This window comes from Microbacter margulisiae, from assembly GCF_014192515.1.
GTDB classification, from domain to species: domain Bacteria; phylum Bacteroidota; class Bacteroidia; order Bacteroidales; family Paludibacteraceae; genus Microbacter; species Microbacter margulisiae.
Genome location: NZ_JACHYB010000001.1, coordinates 753,133 through 772,760, shown reverse-complemented (window position 1 = coordinate 772,760; position 19,628 = coordinate 753,133). Strand labels below are relative to the sequence as shown.

The 19,628-nt window shown below is 41.3% G+C and carries 14 protein-coding genes and 2 pseudogenes; 11 read left to right on the top strand and 5 right to left on the bottom strand.

Going from position 1 to position 19,628, the window contains the following annotated elements:
* The first annotated feature begins 104 nt into the window (after positions 1-104).
* The 9 genes from FHX64_RS03315 to FHX64_RS03275 all read left to right on the top strand — a co-directional run bounded on the left by FHX64_RS03315 (position 105) and on the right by FHX64_RS03275 (position 11,710).
* Positions 105-1,523, top strand: coding sequence for an MGH1-like glycoside hydrolase domain-containing protein (locus FHX64_RS03315; RefSeq protein ID WP_183412414.1), 1,419 nt, complete (start codon positions 105-107; stop codon positions 1,521-1,523).
* Between the two features lie 385 nt (positions 1,524-1,908).
* On the top strand, positions 1,909-2,091 hold the full coding sequence (locus FHX64_RS03310; protein WP_221202134.1) for a DUF4964 domain-containing protein: 183 nt from the start codon (positions 1,909-1,911) through the stop codon (positions 2,089-2,091).
* A 134-nt stretch (positions 2,092-2,225) separates the two neighbouring features.
* Complete coding sequence (locus FHX64_RS03305) at positions 2,226-3,179, top strand: IS1595 family transposase (RefSeq protein WP_183411871.1); 954 nt, start codon at positions 2,226-2,228, stop codon at positions 3,177-3,179.
* A gap of 15 nt (positions 3,180-3,194) precedes the next feature.
* Positions 3,195-5,114 (top strand): glutaminase domain-containing protein, encoded by a 1,920-nt coding sequence (locus tag FHX64_RS03300; RefSeq protein ID WP_183412413.1) that lies wholly within the window; start codon positions 3,195-3,197, stop codon positions 5,112-5,114.
* Between the two features lie 28 nt (positions 5,115-5,142).
* Positions 5,143-5,565: a hypothetical protein gene (locus tag FHX64_RS03295; RefSeq protein ID WP_221202133.1), complete on the top strand. Its 423-nt coding sequence runs from the start codon at positions 5,143-5,145 to the stop codon at positions 5,563-5,565.
* A gap of 405 nt (positions 5,566-5,970) precedes the next feature.
* The gene (locus FHX64_RS03290; RefSeq protein ID WP_183412411.1) at positions 5,971-8,223 is read left to right on the top strand and encodes a GH92 family glycosyl hydrolase; all 2,253 of its coding nucleotides are present in this window, start codon (positions 5,971-5,973) and stop codon (positions 8,221-8,223) included.
* Positions 8,224-8,270: 47 nt separating this feature from the next.
* A complete protein-coding gene (locus FHX64_RS03285) occupies positions 8,271-9,572 on the top strand; it encodes a GH92 family glycosyl hydrolase (RefSeq protein ID WP_183412410.1) in 1,302 nt (433 codons plus the stop codon).
* A gap of 87 nt (positions 9,573-9,659) precedes the next feature.
* Positions 9,660-10,613, top strand: coding sequence for an IS1595 family transposase (locus FHX64_RS03280; RefSeq protein ID WP_183411871.1), 954 nt, complete (start codon positions 9,660-9,662; stop codon positions 10,611-10,613).
* Entirely contained in the window at positions 10,604-11,710 is a 1,107-nt protein-coding gene (locus FHX64_RS03275) for a GH92 family glycosyl hydrolase (RefSeq protein WP_281370784.1), read from the top strand. Before FHX64_RS03280 ends, FHX64_RS03275 begins: the two co-directional genes overlap by 10 nt.
* 454 nt (positions 11,711-12,164) lie before the next feature.
* Here the strand turns inward: FHX64_RS03275 and FHX64_RS03270 are convergent, their stop codons facing one another.
* From FHX64_RS03270 to FHX64_RS03255, 4 genes and pseudogenes are all read right to left on the bottom strand, one after another.
* Positions 12,165-13,883, bottom strand: a complete 1,719-nt coding sequence (locus tag FHX64_RS03270; protein WP_183412408.1) for an acyl-CoA dehydrogenase family protein — start codon at positions 13,881-13,883, stop codon at positions 12,165-12,167.
* Between the two features lie 75 nt (positions 13,884-13,958).
* The gene (locus FHX64_RS03265) at positions 13,959-14,336 is read right to left on the bottom strand and encodes a four helix bundle protein (RefSeq protein ID WP_183412407.1); all 378 of its coding nucleotides are present in this window, start codon (positions 14,334-14,336) and stop codon (positions 13,959-13,961) included.
* 119 nt (positions 14,337-14,455) lie between these two features.
* Entirely contained in the window at positions 14,456-15,475 is a 1,020-nt protein-coding gene (locus FHX64_RS03260; protein WP_183412406.1) for an electron transfer flavoprotein subunit alpha/FixB family protein, read from the bottom strand.
* 107 nt (positions 15,476-15,582) lie between these two features.
* Positions 15,583-16,221, bottom strand: a pseudogene (locus FHX64_RS03255) (electron transfer flavoprotein subunit beta/FixA family protein); the annotation flags it as partial.
* Positions 16,222-16,364: 143 nt separating this feature from the next.
* On the opposite strand from FHX64_RS03255, the gene FHX64_RS03250 reads away from it, so the two are divergent.
* A complete protein-coding gene (locus FHX64_RS03250; protein ID WP_183411871.1) occupies positions 16,365-17,318 on the top strand; it encodes an IS1595 family transposase in 954 nt (317 codons plus the stop codon).
* A gap of 2 nt (positions 17,319-17,320) precedes the next feature.
* Here FHX64_RS03250 and FHX64_RS03245 read toward each other — a convergent pair.
* Positions 17,321-17,560, bottom strand: a pseudogene (locus tag FHX64_RS03245) (adenine nucleotide alpha hydrolase family protein); the annotation flags it as partial.
* 523 nt (positions 17,561-18,083) lie between these two features.
* On the opposite strand from FHX64_RS03245, the gene proS reads away from it, so the two are divergent.
* On the top strand, positions 18,084-19,565 hold the full coding sequence (proS, locus tag FHX64_RS03240) for a proline--tRNA ligase (protein WP_183413510.1): 1,482 nt from the start codon (positions 18,084-18,086) through the stop codon (positions 19,563-19,565).
* Positions 19,566-19,628 lie beyond the last annotated feature (63 nt).

Genomic DNA, 19,628 nt, shown 5'->3' with positions numbered 1-19,628 from the left:
ATTTTTTGTTGAAGATAATTTGTAATATTTAGTAGAGATACATGCATATTGGTTGTTGTGTCTATTACGTTTTATAGAATCAAACAAATCATAAATACACTAGGATGAGAAGAATAGTATCAGGTTTACTGTTATTAACTACGCTTCATAGTTTTGCTCAAGATTTTTCTTGTGATAATCCGCTAGTAAAAGCAGCATATAAATTAGCGATAGAAACTGTTGATATTAATATTCGCAGAGGTATACTTGCTGCCGGGGCAGATTATGGAGGAGAATGGACTCGTGATATTGCGATTAACTCATGGAATGGAGTTAGTTTGTTGAGACCGGAAGTTGCAGAGCAATCGTTATGGCATGTGACAATCAAAAAAGATACTATTGGACATCAGTATTGGGACAAGATTATTTGGGTCATTGCTGCCTACAACCACTATTTAATTACTGGAGACAAGTCATTTTTGGCACAAGCGTATATTTGCTCAGCCAACACAATGAAATCTTTGGAGCAAAAAACTTTTGATCCTCATTATGGTTTATTTATGGGGCCATCCGTATTTAACGATGGCATTGCCGCTTACCCTAAGCCTATTTTTGACACATTGAACTTTTCCAGTGGAGTCCTTGATTATAAAAATTCAATGTATATGAAATGCTTAAGTACCAATTGTGTGTACTATGAAGCATATATAGACTTAAGCAAGATGAGCATTGTTTTACATAAAGATAAGGGAATCACTATCAACTATCAGCAAAAAGCTGATAGGATCAAAAGAAGTATACTGAAGTATTTATATAACAAAGACAGTGATTCTTTTTATTACCTGATTGATCAGAATGGGAACGCTCACAAGTATCAGGAAGCACTTGGAATTTCATTTGCTGTTATTTTTGGTGTCATTAATGGTAATGCCGCAAATCAGTTAATTCACCATGCGGTAGTATCCAAATACGGTATAACGTCTATTTATCCAGATTTTCCAAGGTATTCATCGGAGCATCCAGGGAGGCATAATAATTTGATTTGGCCAATGGTAAACGGTTTTTTTGCACAAGCATCTCTAGCTGTAGGAGACGGAACTTCGTTTACCAAGGAACTGTTTGGTCTGACCCATTTGGCACTGGACAAAGACAAAGGGGACTATGATTTCAGAGAAATTTATAATCCTTCCAATGGGCAACCCGACGGTGGATGGCAACCGAATGGATCATTACATCCTCATTATCATTGGGAATCATGTAAACTACAAACGTGGTCAGCAACGGCATATATATCGATGATTCTAAAAGGGCTGTTTGGATTAAGATTTGAAGAACATTCACTCGCCTTTGCTCCTTATTTACCATCTGAAATTCATTTTGTCGAAATGAAAAATCTCAAATATCGTCGTTCTGTCTTGAATATTTTGATTAAAGGTCAAGGGAATTCGATTAGACAATTTACAGTGGATGGTAAAAGACAGCGTAATTATTCTATTAGTTCAATAATACGGGGAACGCATGATATCGTTATTGAGATGGAATAAGAATAAAACCATAATGAGTTATTTAGTAAGTTTCGAAAACGAAGAACAGTAAACGAAGAACAAATCACTTTGTGTGAATCCGTTTTACGTGATAAGGGACCCCTAAAGCTCACACTGAAAGGAATTAATATTTCGTATAACAACTTAAGAAAAAGAGATATGAAACGAGCACGACACATAAAGCATGACACACAAAGAAATGTTTATGTGCGAGTTCCATCTGACCAATAAAAGAAAAATTATAAACAGATGAAATATGTCTTGCCTTACAAGCCTATGATGCGATGCTAAGATGCCTTGGGATATTCTGGACATATGAGAACACATTAAGGATGAAAAATTTCCAATAAAATATTTTTTTATCTAGCAAAAACAAGGAATTAACATGAAACAAAAAGACTTCAAAGCCATACAGATTTTGTTGGCACTTTTTTCGTGCATTATAATGCCTCCCTCACTTTCAGGACAACCAGTGTCGTTTCGTCCGCCGGCAGTCCCATTAGTGACGTTTGATCCTTATTTAAGCATTTGGTCTGAAGCAGACCATCTGACAGATAAAAATAAATGATTATCCGCAAAGCGACCTGTAGAAAAAGAGGCCAGAATTACGGTTGAGTTTGTAATAAAAAGTTCTCAATATATTTGTATAATTCATTGAAATACATTATATTTACAGCGTATTCAACAGTAAAAATACACGCTATGAATCTCTTGAATTTCATTCTAAATTTTCCCGATGAGGAATCCTGTATTGCGCATTTTAAGGCGCAACGGGATCAAATCGGTATTGTTTGTCCAAAATGCGGCAGCACAAAACATATTTGGCTTAAAAACAAGCTACGTTACGAGTGTACGCATTGTCATCATCGCCAGTCCATACGAAGGGGTACAGTATTAGAATTTTCTAAACTCCCTTTTCGTTACTGGTATGTTGCCATGCACCTTTTGACCAGTACCAAAAAATCTTTTTCGGCTTCCGAGTTGCAACGGCAACTGGGACATAAACGCTATCAACCCATTTGGGAAATGCACAAGAAATTGAGCGACATAATGGGTAAACGCGACAATGAATATCAGCTTTCGGGACAAATAGAACTTGACAATGCTTTTATTACCACTCTGATAAGTGATGACTGTAAGCAACAGAACTTAAAACGTGGTGCAGGCAGTCAGAATAAGTCTAAAGTCCTTGTAATGACAGAAAGCATTGTGGTTGAAAATCCAAAACCGGGTAAAAAGCCCAAAAAGATAAACCACATTAAAATGCAGGTAGTGCCTGATTTAAGAGCTGACACTGCCGTTGAAATTGTCAAAGAACAAATTGATTCAAAGGCGGAATTAACCACCGATGATTCAAAAACATTTTTTAAGCTACATCAAGCTGTGGAGTCTCAAAAGGCTCAGGTTATTGAACCAGAAGACCTTCAGAAGATACTTCCATGGGTTCATATCAGTATTGCAAACGTGAAACGTTTACTACTTGATATGCACCACCAGCTTAAAAAAGAGTATTTACAATATTATCTCAATGAGTTCTGCTATAAGTTCAACCGAAGATATTTCGGGGAAAAGATGTTCGATAGATTAGTGTTTGCCGCTGCAAATTACAATACCGATTTCAAATCCAGAATTTATAACAGGTCGCTTTGCGGATAATCATATAAAAATACTGTGCATTGGACCCATCACGAACAAGCGTTAGCGAGTTTGATTCGTATTGATGGTAGAACCTATCGACTGATGGGGGCTGAACCTAAAGACGTGCCAGCATTTCCTCAACGTTCATTGCAGGTGTTACCCACACGCAGTATTTATGAATTTGAAGATGCCGGGGTGCATGTTACCCTAACGTTTATGACGCCGGCCTTGCCGCATGATTTAAATGCATTCTCTCTTCCATTGAGCTATATAACATGGGATGTCCGATCTGTTGACGGTAAATCACATAAAGTATCTATTTATAGCAGTACCAGTTCCGAATTAGCAGTTAATACGCCTGCCGAGACAGTGAAGTGGGGGAAATTAAAAATGGGGACATTAACGGCTTTACGGGTTGGCACACAAGCGCAGCCTATTTTAGGTTCCTCCGGGGATGATCACCGCATTGATTGGGGATATGCTTATGCTGCTGCTTTGAGTTCAGAGTCAAAACCGGCGATTGGAGCAAATCAGACGTTACTTGAAGATTTTTCTCAAAAGGGGGATATTCCTTCTATCGTTGATGCCCGCATGCCAAGAGCGGTTGACGATAATACCCCTGTTCTTGCATTTGTTTTCCATCTTGGAGAAGTTGGGGCAAAAACAGTAGAGCGTCAGGTTATCGTTGCCTACGATGAGATTTATGCAATCAAATATTTTGGGACACCATTACGTCCTTATTGGCGTCGCAAAGGAGCCACTCCTTCTGTCTTGCTACAGACGGCATCAAAAGAATATCCTTCATTACGTAATCGTTGCGAAAAGTTTGATCATGAGTTAATGGCAGACATGACTAAAGAGGGAGGAGACCAATATGCCCAAATTTGTGCAGCAGCCTATCGGGAGTGTATTGCAGCTTGTGGATTAGCCGCTGATGCCAACGGACAACCTTTGTTTTTTACCAAAGAGAATACGAGCAACGGGGATATTGCTACTGTTGATGTGATATATCCTATGGATCCAATTTGGATATTTCTTAATCCTACTTTAGCAAAAGCAACCTTAGTCTCAGTGCTTGATTATGCGGCTTCCCCCCATTGGAAATTTCCTAACGCCCCTCACGATTTAGGGACATATCCAATCATTACTGGGCGGGATGACGGCGGAGAGGGTATGCCAGTTGAAGAGAGCGGGAATATGCTTCTGCTTTGTGATGCCATTGCCCATGCCGATGGTAATGCAAATTTTGTTACTCCCTGGTGGTCACAATTAACACAATGGGCAGATTACTTGAAAAACTACGGTTTGGATCCTGAAAATCAATTATGTACTGATGATTTTATGGGACATTTGGCGCACAATGCGAATCTATCTGTAAAAGCTATTCTTGCGCTTGCTGCTTATGGAGATCTTTGCAAAATGAGAGGCGATAATACTACGGCACAGGAATTTATGGCTTTAGCTAAAAATGATGCTGAGCACTGGATGAAAGTTGCTGCTGATGGGTATCATTACAAATTAGCTTTTGACAAACCCAATACCTGGAGTCAGAAATATAATCTTGTTTGGGATCAAATCCTTCATTTAAATATATTCCCCAGTTCCGTTGCACAAAAAGAAATAGCCTTTTATAAAACGGTCATGCAGCCTTATGGTCTCCCATTGGATTCCAGAACGCATTTAACAAAGGCAGACTGGTCCATATGGACAGCTACAATGGCGGATGATAAAGACTTCCGGTTTTTCATATCTCCAATTTACGATTATTTAGATCATACTACTGTCCGAGATCCGATAGCCGATTCTTATATGACGGATGACATCCATAGCGGGGGGATGCATGCTCGTCCTGTTGTTGGTGGCTTTTTTATTAAGATGTTAACAAATAGTGCTATGTGGCATAAATGGGCATCAGGCGATAAAATGAAAAATCTTAAATGGGCATTTACCTAAATTTCCATTCCCGCCTAAAGTAGTGTCGGTGGTTCCTACGCATTGTGATTGGAGCTATACCATTCATCAACCCTCTAAGAATTGGATGTCGCCATCTTTTCCTGTCACCACATGGCAGGGAGGTCAAGCTGGCTTTGGAACGTTAGAGGGAAGCCATACACAATGGGACACCAGCGACATATGGATTCGCCGTACTTTTACGATGCCCAATGGGAATTACAAAAACCTTCAGTTCTATGTGTTTCATGACGAAGATGTAGAGATTTATGTTAATGGTGTTTTTGCTGCGAAAGCAACCAGCTATAACACGACTTATGAGCCTTTAAAAATTAGTGCGGTTGCTCGGAAGTTATTAAAGTCAGGGGCAAAGATTACGTTAGCTGCTCATTGTCATCAAACAGGAGGGGGACAATTTCTTGATGTTGGGTTAGTGAATGTTGTTAATGAATAATCTTCTGTAATTCATAAAGGAAGACTGGCTGTTTATCTGTAAAAGAGTTAGGCTGTCTTTGTGGATTTAATGACAGGTATTTTTTTAGTTTGTGCTATTCTTTAGGATGTACCTTATAAAACGTTTTCTATGTATTTATCTTTGAGACAATTTATTGACCCTATGCCTAAAATCATTTTCTTAACGGGATTTGTGTTAGCTGCCAGTTTCGATATTAGTTCAAAATGTTGATGGGCAAATTGTTTCAAATATCGAGACATCTTGGGATCCCTTAACAAAAACGTGCTGGATGAGTTTTGATAATAATCCACAAGGCATACATGTTACTCTAAAGTGGTAATAAAATATTACGATTAATGAGCCCCTTTAAGGTTAAACCGTAAATGAATAAAATATAACAGACTAATGAAAAAGAGTTTGATTTTTGTAGTTGTTTTACTGGCATGGTTCAGTGGGGGCAAGGCGTCCTCCCAAGATTTAACCCAGTATGTCGATCCCTTTATCGGGACAGGAGCTCATGGGCATACGTTTCCCGGGCCATGCCTGCCACATGGGATGGTACAGGTGAGTCCCGATACAGGAGAAGACGGGTGGGACTGGTGTTCGGGATACCATGACAGCGACACGTCTCTGATGGGTTTTTCGCTCACCCATTTAAGCGGGACAGGTGCTGCCGATCTGGGCGACATTCTCTTTATGGCCTATACCGGAGGGTGGAAAACCGAACCCGGGAGTAAGGAACATCCCGGAGAAGGCTACCGCTCCATCTTCAGCCATCAGGACGAACAGGCCAGCGCAGGTTACTATTCAGTAATGCTAAAAAGCTATGGCATCAAAGCCGAACTGACGGCCACCGCACGCTGCGCGTTGCAACGCTACACCTATCCCAAGACGGGAGACCGGGATATGATTATTGACCTGGGACGGGGCATACAGAACAAAACGGTATCCTCTTCGATCCGTTTTGTAGGCGATGACGCAGTAGAAGGCTACCGGCAATCCACAGGCTGGGCCCACGACCGGTATGTCTATTTCTATGCCAAGTTCAACCAGCCGATAGAAAAGAAAGCCATAGACAATGACGGACAGATAGAAGAAGACAAGGCAGCAGGGACAGGGAAAATAGAAAAAGCCCTGATACGCTTTTCCGGTACCACAGGCCAACCCGTACTCGTGAAGGTATCCATCTCAGCCGTCAGCATCGCCAATGCCAAAGCCAACCTGGAATCGGGACTCCCCGGATGGGACTTTTCGGCCGTGAGAGCCTCGGCAGAAAAGAGCTGGAATAAGCTATTATCGAAGATAGAAGTAGAAGGAGGCAGCACAGCAGAGAAGCGCACGTTCTATACGGCCGTGTACCATTCGCTGCTGGCCCCGTACCTCTATAGCGATGTCAATGGGCAATATGTGGGCATGGACAGGAAAGTACACCAAGCCCAAGGCTTTAACTACTACACCGTTTTCTCCCTGTGGGACACCTTCCGGGCAGCCCACCCCCTCTATTCGCTGATAGAACCCAAGACCAACGACGATTTTGTCAAATCCATGCTGGCCATGTACAAGGAAGGCGGACGACTCCCGGTGTGGGAACTGGATTCCAACGAGACCTGGTGCATGATCGGGAACCACAGTATCCCGGTTATAGCAGAAGCCTGCCTGCACGGCCATCCCGATTTCAACATAGCAGAAGCCTACCAGGCGATGAAAGCCACTGTAGAGGATACCATCCGGGGCATGAAAGCCTACCATCAATACGGTTATGTCCCCGATAACGTAGAAAACAATTCCGTATCGATCACCGTAGAATACGCCTATGACGACTGGTGTGTGGCACAGGTAGCCAGGAAGCTGGGGAAGATGGCCGATTACAGGAAATACATGCAACGTGCAGAAAACTATAAGAATCTCTATAACCCAGCCACCCGTTTTTTGCAGGGGAAAGACACCCAAGGCCAATGGAGGGAACCCTTTAACCCGATCGACGTATCACGGTTAGGCAGTGATGACTTTACGGAAGGCAATTCATGGCAATACACCTTTTTTGCCCCGCAGGATGTAGACGGGTTAGTCCATCTGATCGGAGGGAAGAAAGCCTTTGCCCATAAATTAGATTCCCTTTTTGACCAACCCTCTATCAATAATAACCCGGGAGAACCCGATGTAAGCGGGATGATCGGCCAATATGCACAGGGGAATGAACCCAGCCATGAGATAGCCTATCTGTACGATTACGTTGGCGAACCCTACAAAACAGCAGACAGGGTCCGGGAGATCATGGATTCGCTGTACACCGACACACGGTCGGGGCTATGCGGGAATGACGACTGCGGGCAGATGTCAGCATGGTATGTCTTTGGAGCGATGGGCTTCTATCCGGTGAATCCGTCCAGTGGAGAATATGCGATTGGGAGTCCGGTGTTTTCGAAAATCACACTGCATACAGGAAGCGGACATCCCTTTGAGGTAGAGGCGAAGGATGTGAGCAAGGCCAATAAATACATTCAATCGGCGACGCTGAATGGGAAGGACTATCCCTACTCCTACATCACAAGGAAAACGATAGAGCAAGGCGGCAGGCTGATCTTCCGGATGGGCGACAAACCATCTTCATGGGCAACACAGCTGAAAGATTGTCCGGTGTCGAGAATAACATATTAAGAGAGTCTTACTATTATATTATCTATTGATGTTTTAATGTGTCAATTATGAAAAGAATAATATTATTAGTTGGTTTAATGTGCACAGCAGTTTTTTTGTACTGCCAGCAAAAAGCGCACCAAATGCATTCAAATGAGAAAGAGGTCTCGGACCTAAGTCAGTATGTGAATCCTTTTGTAGGGACTGAAGGAGACGGCAATACTTATCCGGGTGCGGTTGCTCCGTTTGGACTGGTACAGCTCAGTCCGGATACGAATATTAAAGACTGGGAGGCTGATGCTGGTTACAGATATAAAGACAGTACCCTATATGGATTCAGTATGACCCATTTTAGTGGTACCGGATGTCCAGATTTGGGAGACTTCCTTTTTGTTCCTTCAGTTGGGCATTTAAAATTTCGACCTGTAGTAACAAGTAAGCCTGATTCAGGCTATATAACTCCTTTTTCACACAGTCAGGAACAAGCATCTCCCGGATACTATTCTGTCTACTTGCCGCAATATAAAATCCAGGTGGAATTAACCGCAACAGAAAGAGCAGGAATGCTGAAATTTACGTTTCCAAAATCGGACAGCGCTAACGTTATGCTTGATTTGGCCCACGTTTTACAATGGAAAGTCATTTGGTCACATCTGCGAATAGAAAATAAACAATTGGTAACCGGATTCCATATGGTTCATGGATGGGCAAAAGAACGTTATCTTTACTTCGCTGCGAGATTCTCAGCACCTTTTGAACAATGTGGAATTATGAATGGCGGAAAACCTGTTTTCTATAACACGTATCGTTTTACAAGTAAATATGAAAGTTCAGGGACGGATATTCAGTTTTATGCTCGTTACCACACAGGTAACCAGCAGGTAATTATGGTGAAGGTAGGCATTTCAGCCGTCAGTGCCGCTAATGCTCTACAGAATCTGGATGCTGAGATACCCGGATGGGATTTCGATAAAGTAGTTGCTCAGACAAGAACTACATGGAATCAAGAGCTGCATAAAATGAGCATTGAAGGGAATAATGAGCAAAAGGAGACTTTTTATACCTCCCTATACCATGCATTTCTGTTACCCAGTGTTTATTCTGATGTGAACGGAGAATATCGGGGACTGGATCAAAATATACATACAGCAAAGGACTTTACGGATTATACTACCTTTTCACTTTGGGATACCTACCGTGCTTTAGACCCGTTGTTCAACCTGATACAGGCAAAGCGCACAGCTGATATGGTAAAGTCTATGCTGGCCCATTATGACCAGAGTGTCGACCATCTGTTACCAATTTGGTCTTTTTATAAAATGATTATCCGCAAAGCGACCTGTAGAAAAAGAGGCCAGAATTACGGTTGAGTTTGTAATAAAAAGTTCTCAATATATTTGTATAATTCATTGAAATACATTATATTTACAGCGTATTCAACAGTAAAAATACACGCTATGAATCTCTTGAATTTCATTCTAAATTTTCCCGATGAGGAATCCTGTATTGCGCATTTTAAGGCGCAACGGGATCAAATCGGTATTGTTTGTCCAAAATGCGGCAGCACAAAACATATTTGGCTTAAAAACAAGCTACGTTACGAGTGTACGCATTGTCATCATCGCCAGTCCATACGAAGGGGTACAGTATTAGAATTTTCTAAACTCCCTTTTCGTTACTGGTATGTTGCCATGCACCTTTTGACCAGTACCAAAAAATCTTTTTCGGCTTCCGAGTTGCAACGGCAACTGGGACATAAACGCTATCAACCCATTTGGGAAATGCACAAGAAATTGAGCGACATAATGGGTAAACGCGACAATGAATATCAGCTTTCGGGACAAATAGAACTTGACAATGCTTTTATTACCACTCTGATAAGTGATGACTGTAAGCAACAGAACTTAAAACGTGGTGCAGGCAGTCAGAATAAGTCTAAAGTCCTTGTAATGACAGAAAGCATTGTGGTTGAAAATCCAAAACCGGGTAAAAAGCCCAAAAAGATAAACCACATTAAAATGCAGGTAGTGCCTGATTTAAGAGCTGACACTGCCGTTGAAATTGTCAAAGAACAAATTGATTCAAAGGCGGAATTAACCACCGATGATTCAAAAACATTTTTTAAGCTACATCAAGCTGTGGAGTCTCAAAAGGCTCAGGTTATTGAACCAGAAGACCTTCAGAAGATACTTCCATGGGTTCATATCAGTATTGCAAACGTGAAACGTTTACTACTTGATATGCACCACCAGCTTAAAAAAGAGTATTTACAATATTATCTCAATGAGTTCTGCTATAAGTTCAACCGAAGATATTTCGGGGAAAAGATGTTCGATAGATTAGTGTTTGCCGCTGCAAATTACAATACCGATTTCAAATCCAGAATTTATAACAGGTCGCTTTGCGGATAATCATATTTTATAATAATGAAACCTGGTGTATGATTGGCTATCATGCAGTATCTGTTATTGCCGATGCTTACCTTAAAGGGATCCATAATTTCGATGTGGAAAAAGCTTATGAAGCGATGAAGGCAACCGCAATGAATCTGGATTACGATCATGTAGCTACATTTAACAGACTGGGTTATGTCCCAGATAATCTGGAAAATGAATCGGTATCCAAAACATTGGAATATGCCTATGATGACTATAGCATTGCACAGTTGGCCAAAGCTTTGGGGAAGGAAGCTGATTATAATTATTTTATTAATCGATCTATGTCATATAAGAATGTGTTTGATCCTTCAACAGGGTTTATGCGTGGGAAAGACGTTAACGGGACTTGGCGAGTCCCGTTTAGCCCCAATACCTATTCATATGATTTTACGGAAGCAAACAGTTGGCAATATACGTGGTATGTACCCCAAGATGTTCAGGAGTTAATTAATCTCGAAGGGGGTAGGAAGTGGTTTATCGCAAAACTGGATTCAGTGTTTATAACGCCAACCTCGTCGAAACAGAATGAGGATGAAGGAATAGTTGGTGCCATTGGGCAATACTGGCATGGAAATGAACCCGGTCAACAAATAGCCTATTTATTTGATTATGCTGGTGCACCATGGAAAACCCAGTATTGGGTCCATCAAATCATGCAAACGCAATATGGAAATAAGCCCAATTCTTTATGCGGGAATGATGATTGCGGGCAGATGTCAGCCTGGTATCTTTTCAATATATTAGGATTTTATCCTGTATGCCCTGTGAATGATCAATATGTGATCGGGAGCCCCTGTGCCGAAGAAGCTACTGTCAATCTTTCAAACGGTAACAAAATTGAAATGAGGGCAATCCATTATTCTGAAAAAAATATCTATATCCAGTCCATGACGCTGAATGGGGAAAAATGGGATAAAACCTATATTCCTTTCGATGCAATAAAGAATGGGGGTAAACTTGTTTATGTTATGGGACCGAAACCCAATATGAAATGGGGTATTGCTCCTCATAGTCAACCTTTTTCTATTTCTGTTAAAATACGCAATAGAGGTGATATAAATACATTATGAAGGATGGAGTTCCTATCCCTGATCCGTATAAATAATGTACTATTTAGATTGGTGTAGTTTATTTATTAACTGCCATTCTGTTTTTAGAGTGGCAGTTTTTTGCGTTACAAATCTCATTGCTTGTGTTTTGAATTTTTCTGTATAGTTTACACTGCAATTCTTTAAAAGATTTTTATGAACTAATTATCAGCAAAGGATGAGTATGGTTATTGGAGTTGGAGGTTTGTTGTCCTGAACAATACCTTCTTCCGAAATCATACTTTCAAAATTAGGTGGAAATAAATACGCCTGATTTTAATTATATGGATAAATGGAACTTTTATTGTAAATATATATCAATTAGTATTATGATTGCATTTAAAATAGTTCAAAATCATAGCATTACACCTATAAGAAAAGGGTATCTGAAAAATTTCAGATACCCTTTTCTTATAGGACAAAATTTAGTTTTACGTTAATTATTGTCGTGAATCTTATATATACCAACATTATCCATATCAAAGCTATCGATATATGAAACATGCTTATTGATTTCGGCTTCTGCAAAGTTTATGTAAATTTCGGCGGAACGCGCAAACATATCATCGCGTGATGAATCAATGATTAACAAATGGCTCATGATGAGATGTCCTGCCATTTCGACCAAACGGCGTGCCATAAAATCAATGAATTCATTGTTTTTGGAATCGACTACCGTATTAACCGATTTTTCATACTGTGCGGCCAATGATTTCAACCGGTTGCGTAGACCTTCGTACGAAGGAGCAATAGGCTGTGTTTCATATTGATGGATTTTTGCCAGATAAGCTCCGTTGGTAACAAAGCGGATGGCGGCAACTACCTGTAATTGTGACGTTCCTTCATAGATAGTCAGAATACGGGCATCACGGTAGATGCGTTCGCAGGCATAATCTTTCATAAACCCGGAACCACCATGAATCTGGATTGCATCATATGCGTTCTGGTTGGCAAATTCACTGGCGAACATTTTCACCATCGGTGTCATCATGTCTGCCATACGTTGATATTCTTTTGCGTCGGCACGTTCTTCTTTTGTCAGGGTGCGACCTTCGGCAATCATATTATACGCTTTATAAACATCAACGAAGCGGGTTGTTTCATAAAGTAAAGCCCGTGAAGCGTCGAGTTTGGCTTTCATCATAGAAAGCATTTCAAACACAGCTGGGAACTCGATGATAGCTTTCCCGAATTGCTGGCGTTCTTTGGCATAATCGAGCGCTACGTCGTAAGCAGACTGGGATACCCCGACTGATTGTGCTCCAACGCCCAGGCGGGCGCCATTCATCAGCGACATAACGTATTTGATCAGACCCATCTTCAACTCACCTACCAGTTTTGCCGGAGTGTTGCTGAAAACAAGTTCACAGGTGGGAGAGCCTTTGATGCCAAGTTTATTTTCGATGCGGCGAACCTTCACCGTGTTGTCAAACTGGTTATCAACTACGAAATAGGAGAGTCCGCGTGCATCGGTTGTTCCTTCTTCCGAGCGTGCCAGCACCAGCTTGATATGAGCGTCGCCATTGGTGATAAAGCGTTTAACACCGTTGAGCACCCAGATTTTCTTTTTGTCATCGTAGGTAGCCTTGAGCATTACGGCCTGCAGGTCGGAACCGGCATCGGGTTCTGTCAGGTCCATCGAGCAGGTAGCTCCCTGATTAATGCGGGGTAGGAACTCCTCGCGAACTTCCTCGGAGCCGAACTCGTGAATAGTTTCGGCACAGTCCTGCAATCCCCAGATATTGGCAAAACCTGCATCGGCACGTGATACGATCTCTCCGGTCATCACATAAGGAACCATGGGGAAGTTCAATCCGCCATATTGACGAGGCAATGAGATGCCATACACGCCAGCTTTGGTTAGGGCTTCATGGTTTTCCTGTGTCCCGCGGGCATACACCACGCGGTTATCGACTACCTGAGGGCCTTCGTGATCGACGCTTTCGGCATTTGGGGCAATGATATCACCACAAATCTCGCCGATAATTTCCATCACGTGGTTATAACTGTCGATAGCATCCTCGTAATCCTGAGGAGCATAATCAAATTGATCTTTTTCGCAGAAATTGCGTTCTTTCAAAGCCACAATTTTTTCCATCAACGGATGCGTTAGATGGAATTTCAATTCAGGTCTATCTAAATAATAATTTGCCATTGTTGGAAAGTTTGTAGATAGTAGACAGTAGATAGTAGTAAGTAGGACTACCAGTATTTTGACTGTTTACTGTTACTATGCTTGGTTATTTGTATTATTAATAATTCCGTTACAGTATGCATTTAATAATTTTGAAACAGAAGAAGCCGCCTGATAAAGTTCATCATGTTTTTGTTGGTCAATGTAGTGTAAGTCGTTCGAAAGAATAATATAATAAAGGTATTCATTTATAGAAACTTCAGAGGTATTATAAAATCGCAGTTTATCTTTTATCCCTGATCTTTTGTATCCTTCAGCAATATTTGCGGCAATAGATACAGAGGCTCTCTTAAATTGTGAGGTTAACCCAAATAACTCTTCTTTCGGAAATAGCAATGTTGTTGTATATATTTTAAGAACAAATTCATATGCTTGTTGCCAAACAACCAAATCTTCAAAATTATTTGTTTTCATTGTTGTAGCATTTGTGATTGATATCCTTCAGGGGAAGAAAATAGATGCCATAATTACTCATCCTATACAGTTTAATGCTGTTTTTACTATCTACTATCTACCACCTACTATCTACCTATCTACTTGCTATTCTGTTTATAATACCGTATCATTTTAGGGATGACATCTTCCACGTTGGCATTGATGGCATAGTCGGCAATGTGGTTGATTGGAGCATTCTTATCATTATTGATAGCAATGATAATGGAGCTTTCCTGCATGCCGGCAATATGTTGAATCTGTCCGGAGATGCCACAGGCAATATAAAGTTTCGGGCGAACGGTTACGCCTGTCTGTCCAACCTGCTGGTCGTGGTCTGCAAAACCAGCATCGACAGCTGCACGCGATGCTCCCACTTCGCCTCCCAGTACATCAGCCAGTTCGTAGAGCATTTTGAAGTTATCTTTTGACCCCATGCCATATCCCCCGCCAACGATGATATGGGCATTTTTGAGGTTACTTTTTGATTTCTCAATATGGCGGTTGATCACATCTATCAGAAAATCGCTTTCCTGAACATAAGCGGAAACGTCCAGTTTTTTGACTTTTCCTTTGTGATTGACATCGTAAATTTCTTTTTTCATCACGCCTTCCCGGACGGTAGCCATTTGCGGACGGCAATCGGGATTCACGATGGTAGCCACAATGTTACCACCGAAAGCCGGGCGGATTTGATATAACAGGTTGTGATACGATTTTCCTTCTTTCTTATCTTCGTGGTCACCAATTTCCAAGGCAGTACAATCAGCTGTCAAACCGCTGAAAAGTGCGGATGAGACACGCGGACCCAAATCACGGCCTATACTTGTTGCACCCATAAGAGCAATCTGAGGCTGTTCTTCTTTGAAGAGTTTTACTAAAACGGAAGTATGGGGCAGGGTGGTGTAGGGAGCCAGACGCGGATCGTCAGCTACAAACAAGGTGTCGACTCCGTAAGGGAAAACCTGCGTGCCGATTGTATCCAGCTTATGGCCAATGGCTACAGCATCCAGTTTGCATTGCAATGTATTTGCCAGCGAGCGTGCCTTGGTAAGTAATTCAAGGCTGACATCCGCTACGGTAGCTTCTTCGATTTCAAGATAGACTATTATATTGTTCATTTGTTTTTGTTTTAATAAATGAGTAAAAGCGGAAGATGAGAAAACAGAATTCAAGGTTTGATATTTCTTTGCTTTCTGATCTTCTTACATTCCTAACTCTATTTGGGTTATCCGATGGTGTGGTTAGCTATCAACTCCTTCATTAATTCGTCTATCTCGTTGTCGGTACCAACCAGTTGTTTGCTTTCTTTTGCCTGGAAAACAACATTTTCGATGGCCTTTACTTTTGTAGGCGAGCCTTTCAGTCCCAACCAGTTCATATCGGTTTTGATATCATTGACGCTCCATTCGGTAATGTTGAGATAAGGGCGTGCATTGAACATGAACATATAATCATCATCTCTTTCCTGTTTTTCTGTGATGGTTTTTGCATGATGATATTTCATGACCAGTTTGGCATGACGGGGACGACAGGGGGCAGCGCTACCATTAACCGTTACTAACAACGGTAATTTTCCTTTGACGGTTTCAACACCGTGATCCAGTCTGCGTTTTACGGTAATAACGCCATCCGTAACATCCGTAATTTCTTCGGCATAGGTGATTTGGGGCAATCCCAGTTTTTCGGCAACCTGAGGGCCAACCTGAGCGGTATCGCCATCAATAGCCTGACGGCCACACACAATGACATCAACCTGTGGGAGATTTCGTACGGCACAAGCCAAAGCGTAGGAAGTAGCCAACGTATCCGAACCAGCAAATGCGCGGTCGGTTAACAGAAAGCCTTCGTCGGCTCCACGATATAAACTTAATGATTATCCGCAAAGCGACCTGTAGAAAAAGAGGCCAGAATTACGGTTGAGTTTGTAATAAAAAGTTCTCAATATATTTGTATAATTCATTGAAATACATTATATTTACAGCGTATTCAACAGTAAAAATACACGCTATGAATCTCTTGAATTTCATTCTAAATTTTCCCGATGAGGAATCCTGTATTGCGCATTTTAAGGCGCAACGGGATCAAATCGGTATTGTTTGTCCAAAATGCGGCAGCACAAAACATATTTGGCTTAAAAACAAGCTACGTTACGAGTGTACGCATTGTCATCATCGCCAGTCCATACGAAGGGGTACAGTATTAGAATTTTCTAAACTCCCTTTTCGTTACTGGTATGTTGCCATGCACCTTTTGACCAGTACCAAAAAATCTTTTTCGGCTTCCGAGTTGCAACGGCAACTGGGACATAAACGCTATCAACCCATTTGGGAAATGCACAAGAAATTGAGCGACATAATGGGTAAACGCGACAATGAATATCAGCTTTCGGGACAAATAGAACTTGACAATGCTTTTATTACCACTCTGATAAGTGATGACTGTAAGCAACAGAACTTAAAACGTGGTGCAGGCAGTCAGAATAAGTCTAAAGTCCTTGTAATGACAGAAAGCATTGTGGTTGAAAATCCAAAACCGGGTAAAAAGCCCAAAAAGATAAACCACATTAAAATGCAGGTAGTGCCTGATTTAAGAGCTGACACTGCCGTTGAAATTGTCAAAGAACAAATTGATTCAAAGGCGGAATTAACCACCGATGATTCAAAAACATTTTTTAAGCTACATCAAGCTGTGGAGTCTCAAAAGGCTCAGGTTATTGAACCAGAAGACCTTCAGAAGATACTTCCATGGGTTCATATCAGTATTGCAAACGTGAAACGTTTACTACTTGATATGCACCACCAGCTTAAAAAAGAGTATTTACAATATTATCTCAATGAGTTCTGCTATAAGTTCAACCGAAGATATTTCGGGGAAAAGATGTTCGATAGATTAGTGTTTGCCGCTGCAAATTACAATACCGATTTCAAATCCAGAATTTATAACAGGTCGCTTTGCGGATAATCATATAAACTTTCACGGATAATTTCCGCTGCGCGACCCGGCCCCATGGTGATAATCGTCACGGTTGAACCCGGGAAACGATCTTTTAGCCGTAATGCTTGTTCCAAAGCATTTAAATCTTCAGGATTGTAAATGGCAGGCAAAGCCGCACGATTCACCGTCCCATCTGCTTTCATGGCATCTTTCCCTACATTGCGCGTGTCAGGTACTTGCTTTGCTAAGACTACAATTTTAAGACTCATTCGATTTGGTTTTGGTGTTTATTTTAATGATTTTCAACGTTCCATATAAGCAAATTGACCCTATGTTCCAATCTGCCGAATCATTGCTTTTGGGTTGCAAAAATAGCAAAACCCTTGCAAAACGAAAAGTATTTGTCCCGTTTTCTTGTTTGAAAGTGAAGAAAGTACGCTATTTTAGTTGGTGTCGCAGTTTAGATGCATTCGAAACAAAAAAATATGGACAGCGCGAATGCTTACAATAACGGTTGATATGATCACTATATTTGATTTATTATAAGAGTGTTAATGATGCTAAGCAATTATGTCTCTGTTTGATGTTTGCAGAGGGCTTCTTCTTGTATCTAATTCAAAATTTACGTTCTTTTATCAATTAGGAGAATAATGTAACGATTGACTTGACGTTGTTTTCAGCCTGCCTGGAAAATTGTATCTTTGCATCTTCAAAAATTATATTACGTATTTCCACCAACAGGATTATTGTGTTGGTTATAAACAGTGTTTTATACCTCTATATTAAGAATAAATTATGGCAGAATTAAAAGAGCTGACACCGCGTAGTGTGGACTATTCCCAGTGGTATCAGGATTTGGTTATTAAAGCTGATATGGCAGAGAATTCAGCTGTACGCGGTTGTATGGTTATCAAACCTTATGGGTATGCCATTTGGGAAAAGATGCAAGCCGAGCTCGACCGGATGTTTAAGGAGACAGGGCATCAGAACGCTTATTTCCCTCTTTTTATTCCAAAATCGTTTTTGAGCAAGGAAGCTGCGCATGTGGAAGGTTTTGCCAAAGAATGTGCAGTAGTGACCCACTACCGCCTGAAAGCCGATAGCGAAGGGAAAGGGGTAGTGGTAGACCCGGCTGCAAAACTGGAGGAAGAATTGATTGTGCGTCCCACTTCCGAAACTATCATTTGGAGCACATATAAAAACTGGATTCAGTCCTACCGCGACCTGCCTCTGCTGATCAACCAGTGGGCTAATGTAGTTCGCTGGGAAATGCGTACGCGATTATTTTTACGCACTGCTGAATTTTTATGGCAGGAAGGTCATACGGCACATGCAACGGAATCTGAAGCTTTAGCTGAAACTAAACAAATGCTTGAAGTATATGCTTCCTTTGCCGAAAATTTTATGGCAATGCCTGTCGTGAAAGGAGTGAAGTCACCAAACGAACGTTTCGCCGGTGCTGTCGAGACATTTTGCATTGAAGGTTTAATGCAGGATGGAAAAGCGTTGCAGGCAGGAACATCCCACTTCCTGGGACAGAATTTTGCCAAAGCATTTGATGTTACTTTTGCTACAAAAGAGGGAAACAGGGATTATGTCTGGGCTACTTCGTGGGGCGTTTCCACCCGTTTGATTGGTGCACTCATCATGTGCCACTCGGATGATAACGGTTTGGTATTGCCTCCGAAACTGGCGCCTTATCAAGTTGTCATCGTGCCGATTTATCGGAGTGAAGAACAGTTGGCTCAGATTGATGGCAAAGTAGCCGAAATTGTCAGAAAATTGCGTGCGTTGGGTGTAAGCGTCAAATATGACAACAACGATAATAAAAAACCAGGTTGGAAATTTGCCGAATATGAACTGAAAGGTGTGCCGGTTCGCCTGGCCTTGGGTGCACGTGATCTTGACAATGGTACCATTGAAATAGCACGGCGTGATACCTTAACCAAAGAAACCCGCTCCATTGAAAATATTGAAGCTTATGTTAAAGCATTATTGGATGAGATACAAGACAATATTTACCAAAAAGCATTCAATTTCAGAACATCTGTCACCCGTACCGTTGACAGCTACGAAGAATTCAAAGTGGAAATTGAAAAGGGAGGATTTTTATTGGCTCACTGGGATGGCACTCCTGAAACGGAGGAACTGATCAAAGCCGAGACCAAGGCCACCATTCGTTGCATTCCGCTTGAGGGAGATAAAACTCCGGGGAAATGTATGGTAACAGGAAAACCTTCAGCACAAAGAGTTTATTTTGCCAGAGCTTATTAAATCACTTTGGATTATTATCTAAAAAAGAACAGCAAGATTTCAATTTTTTGCTGTTCTTTTTTG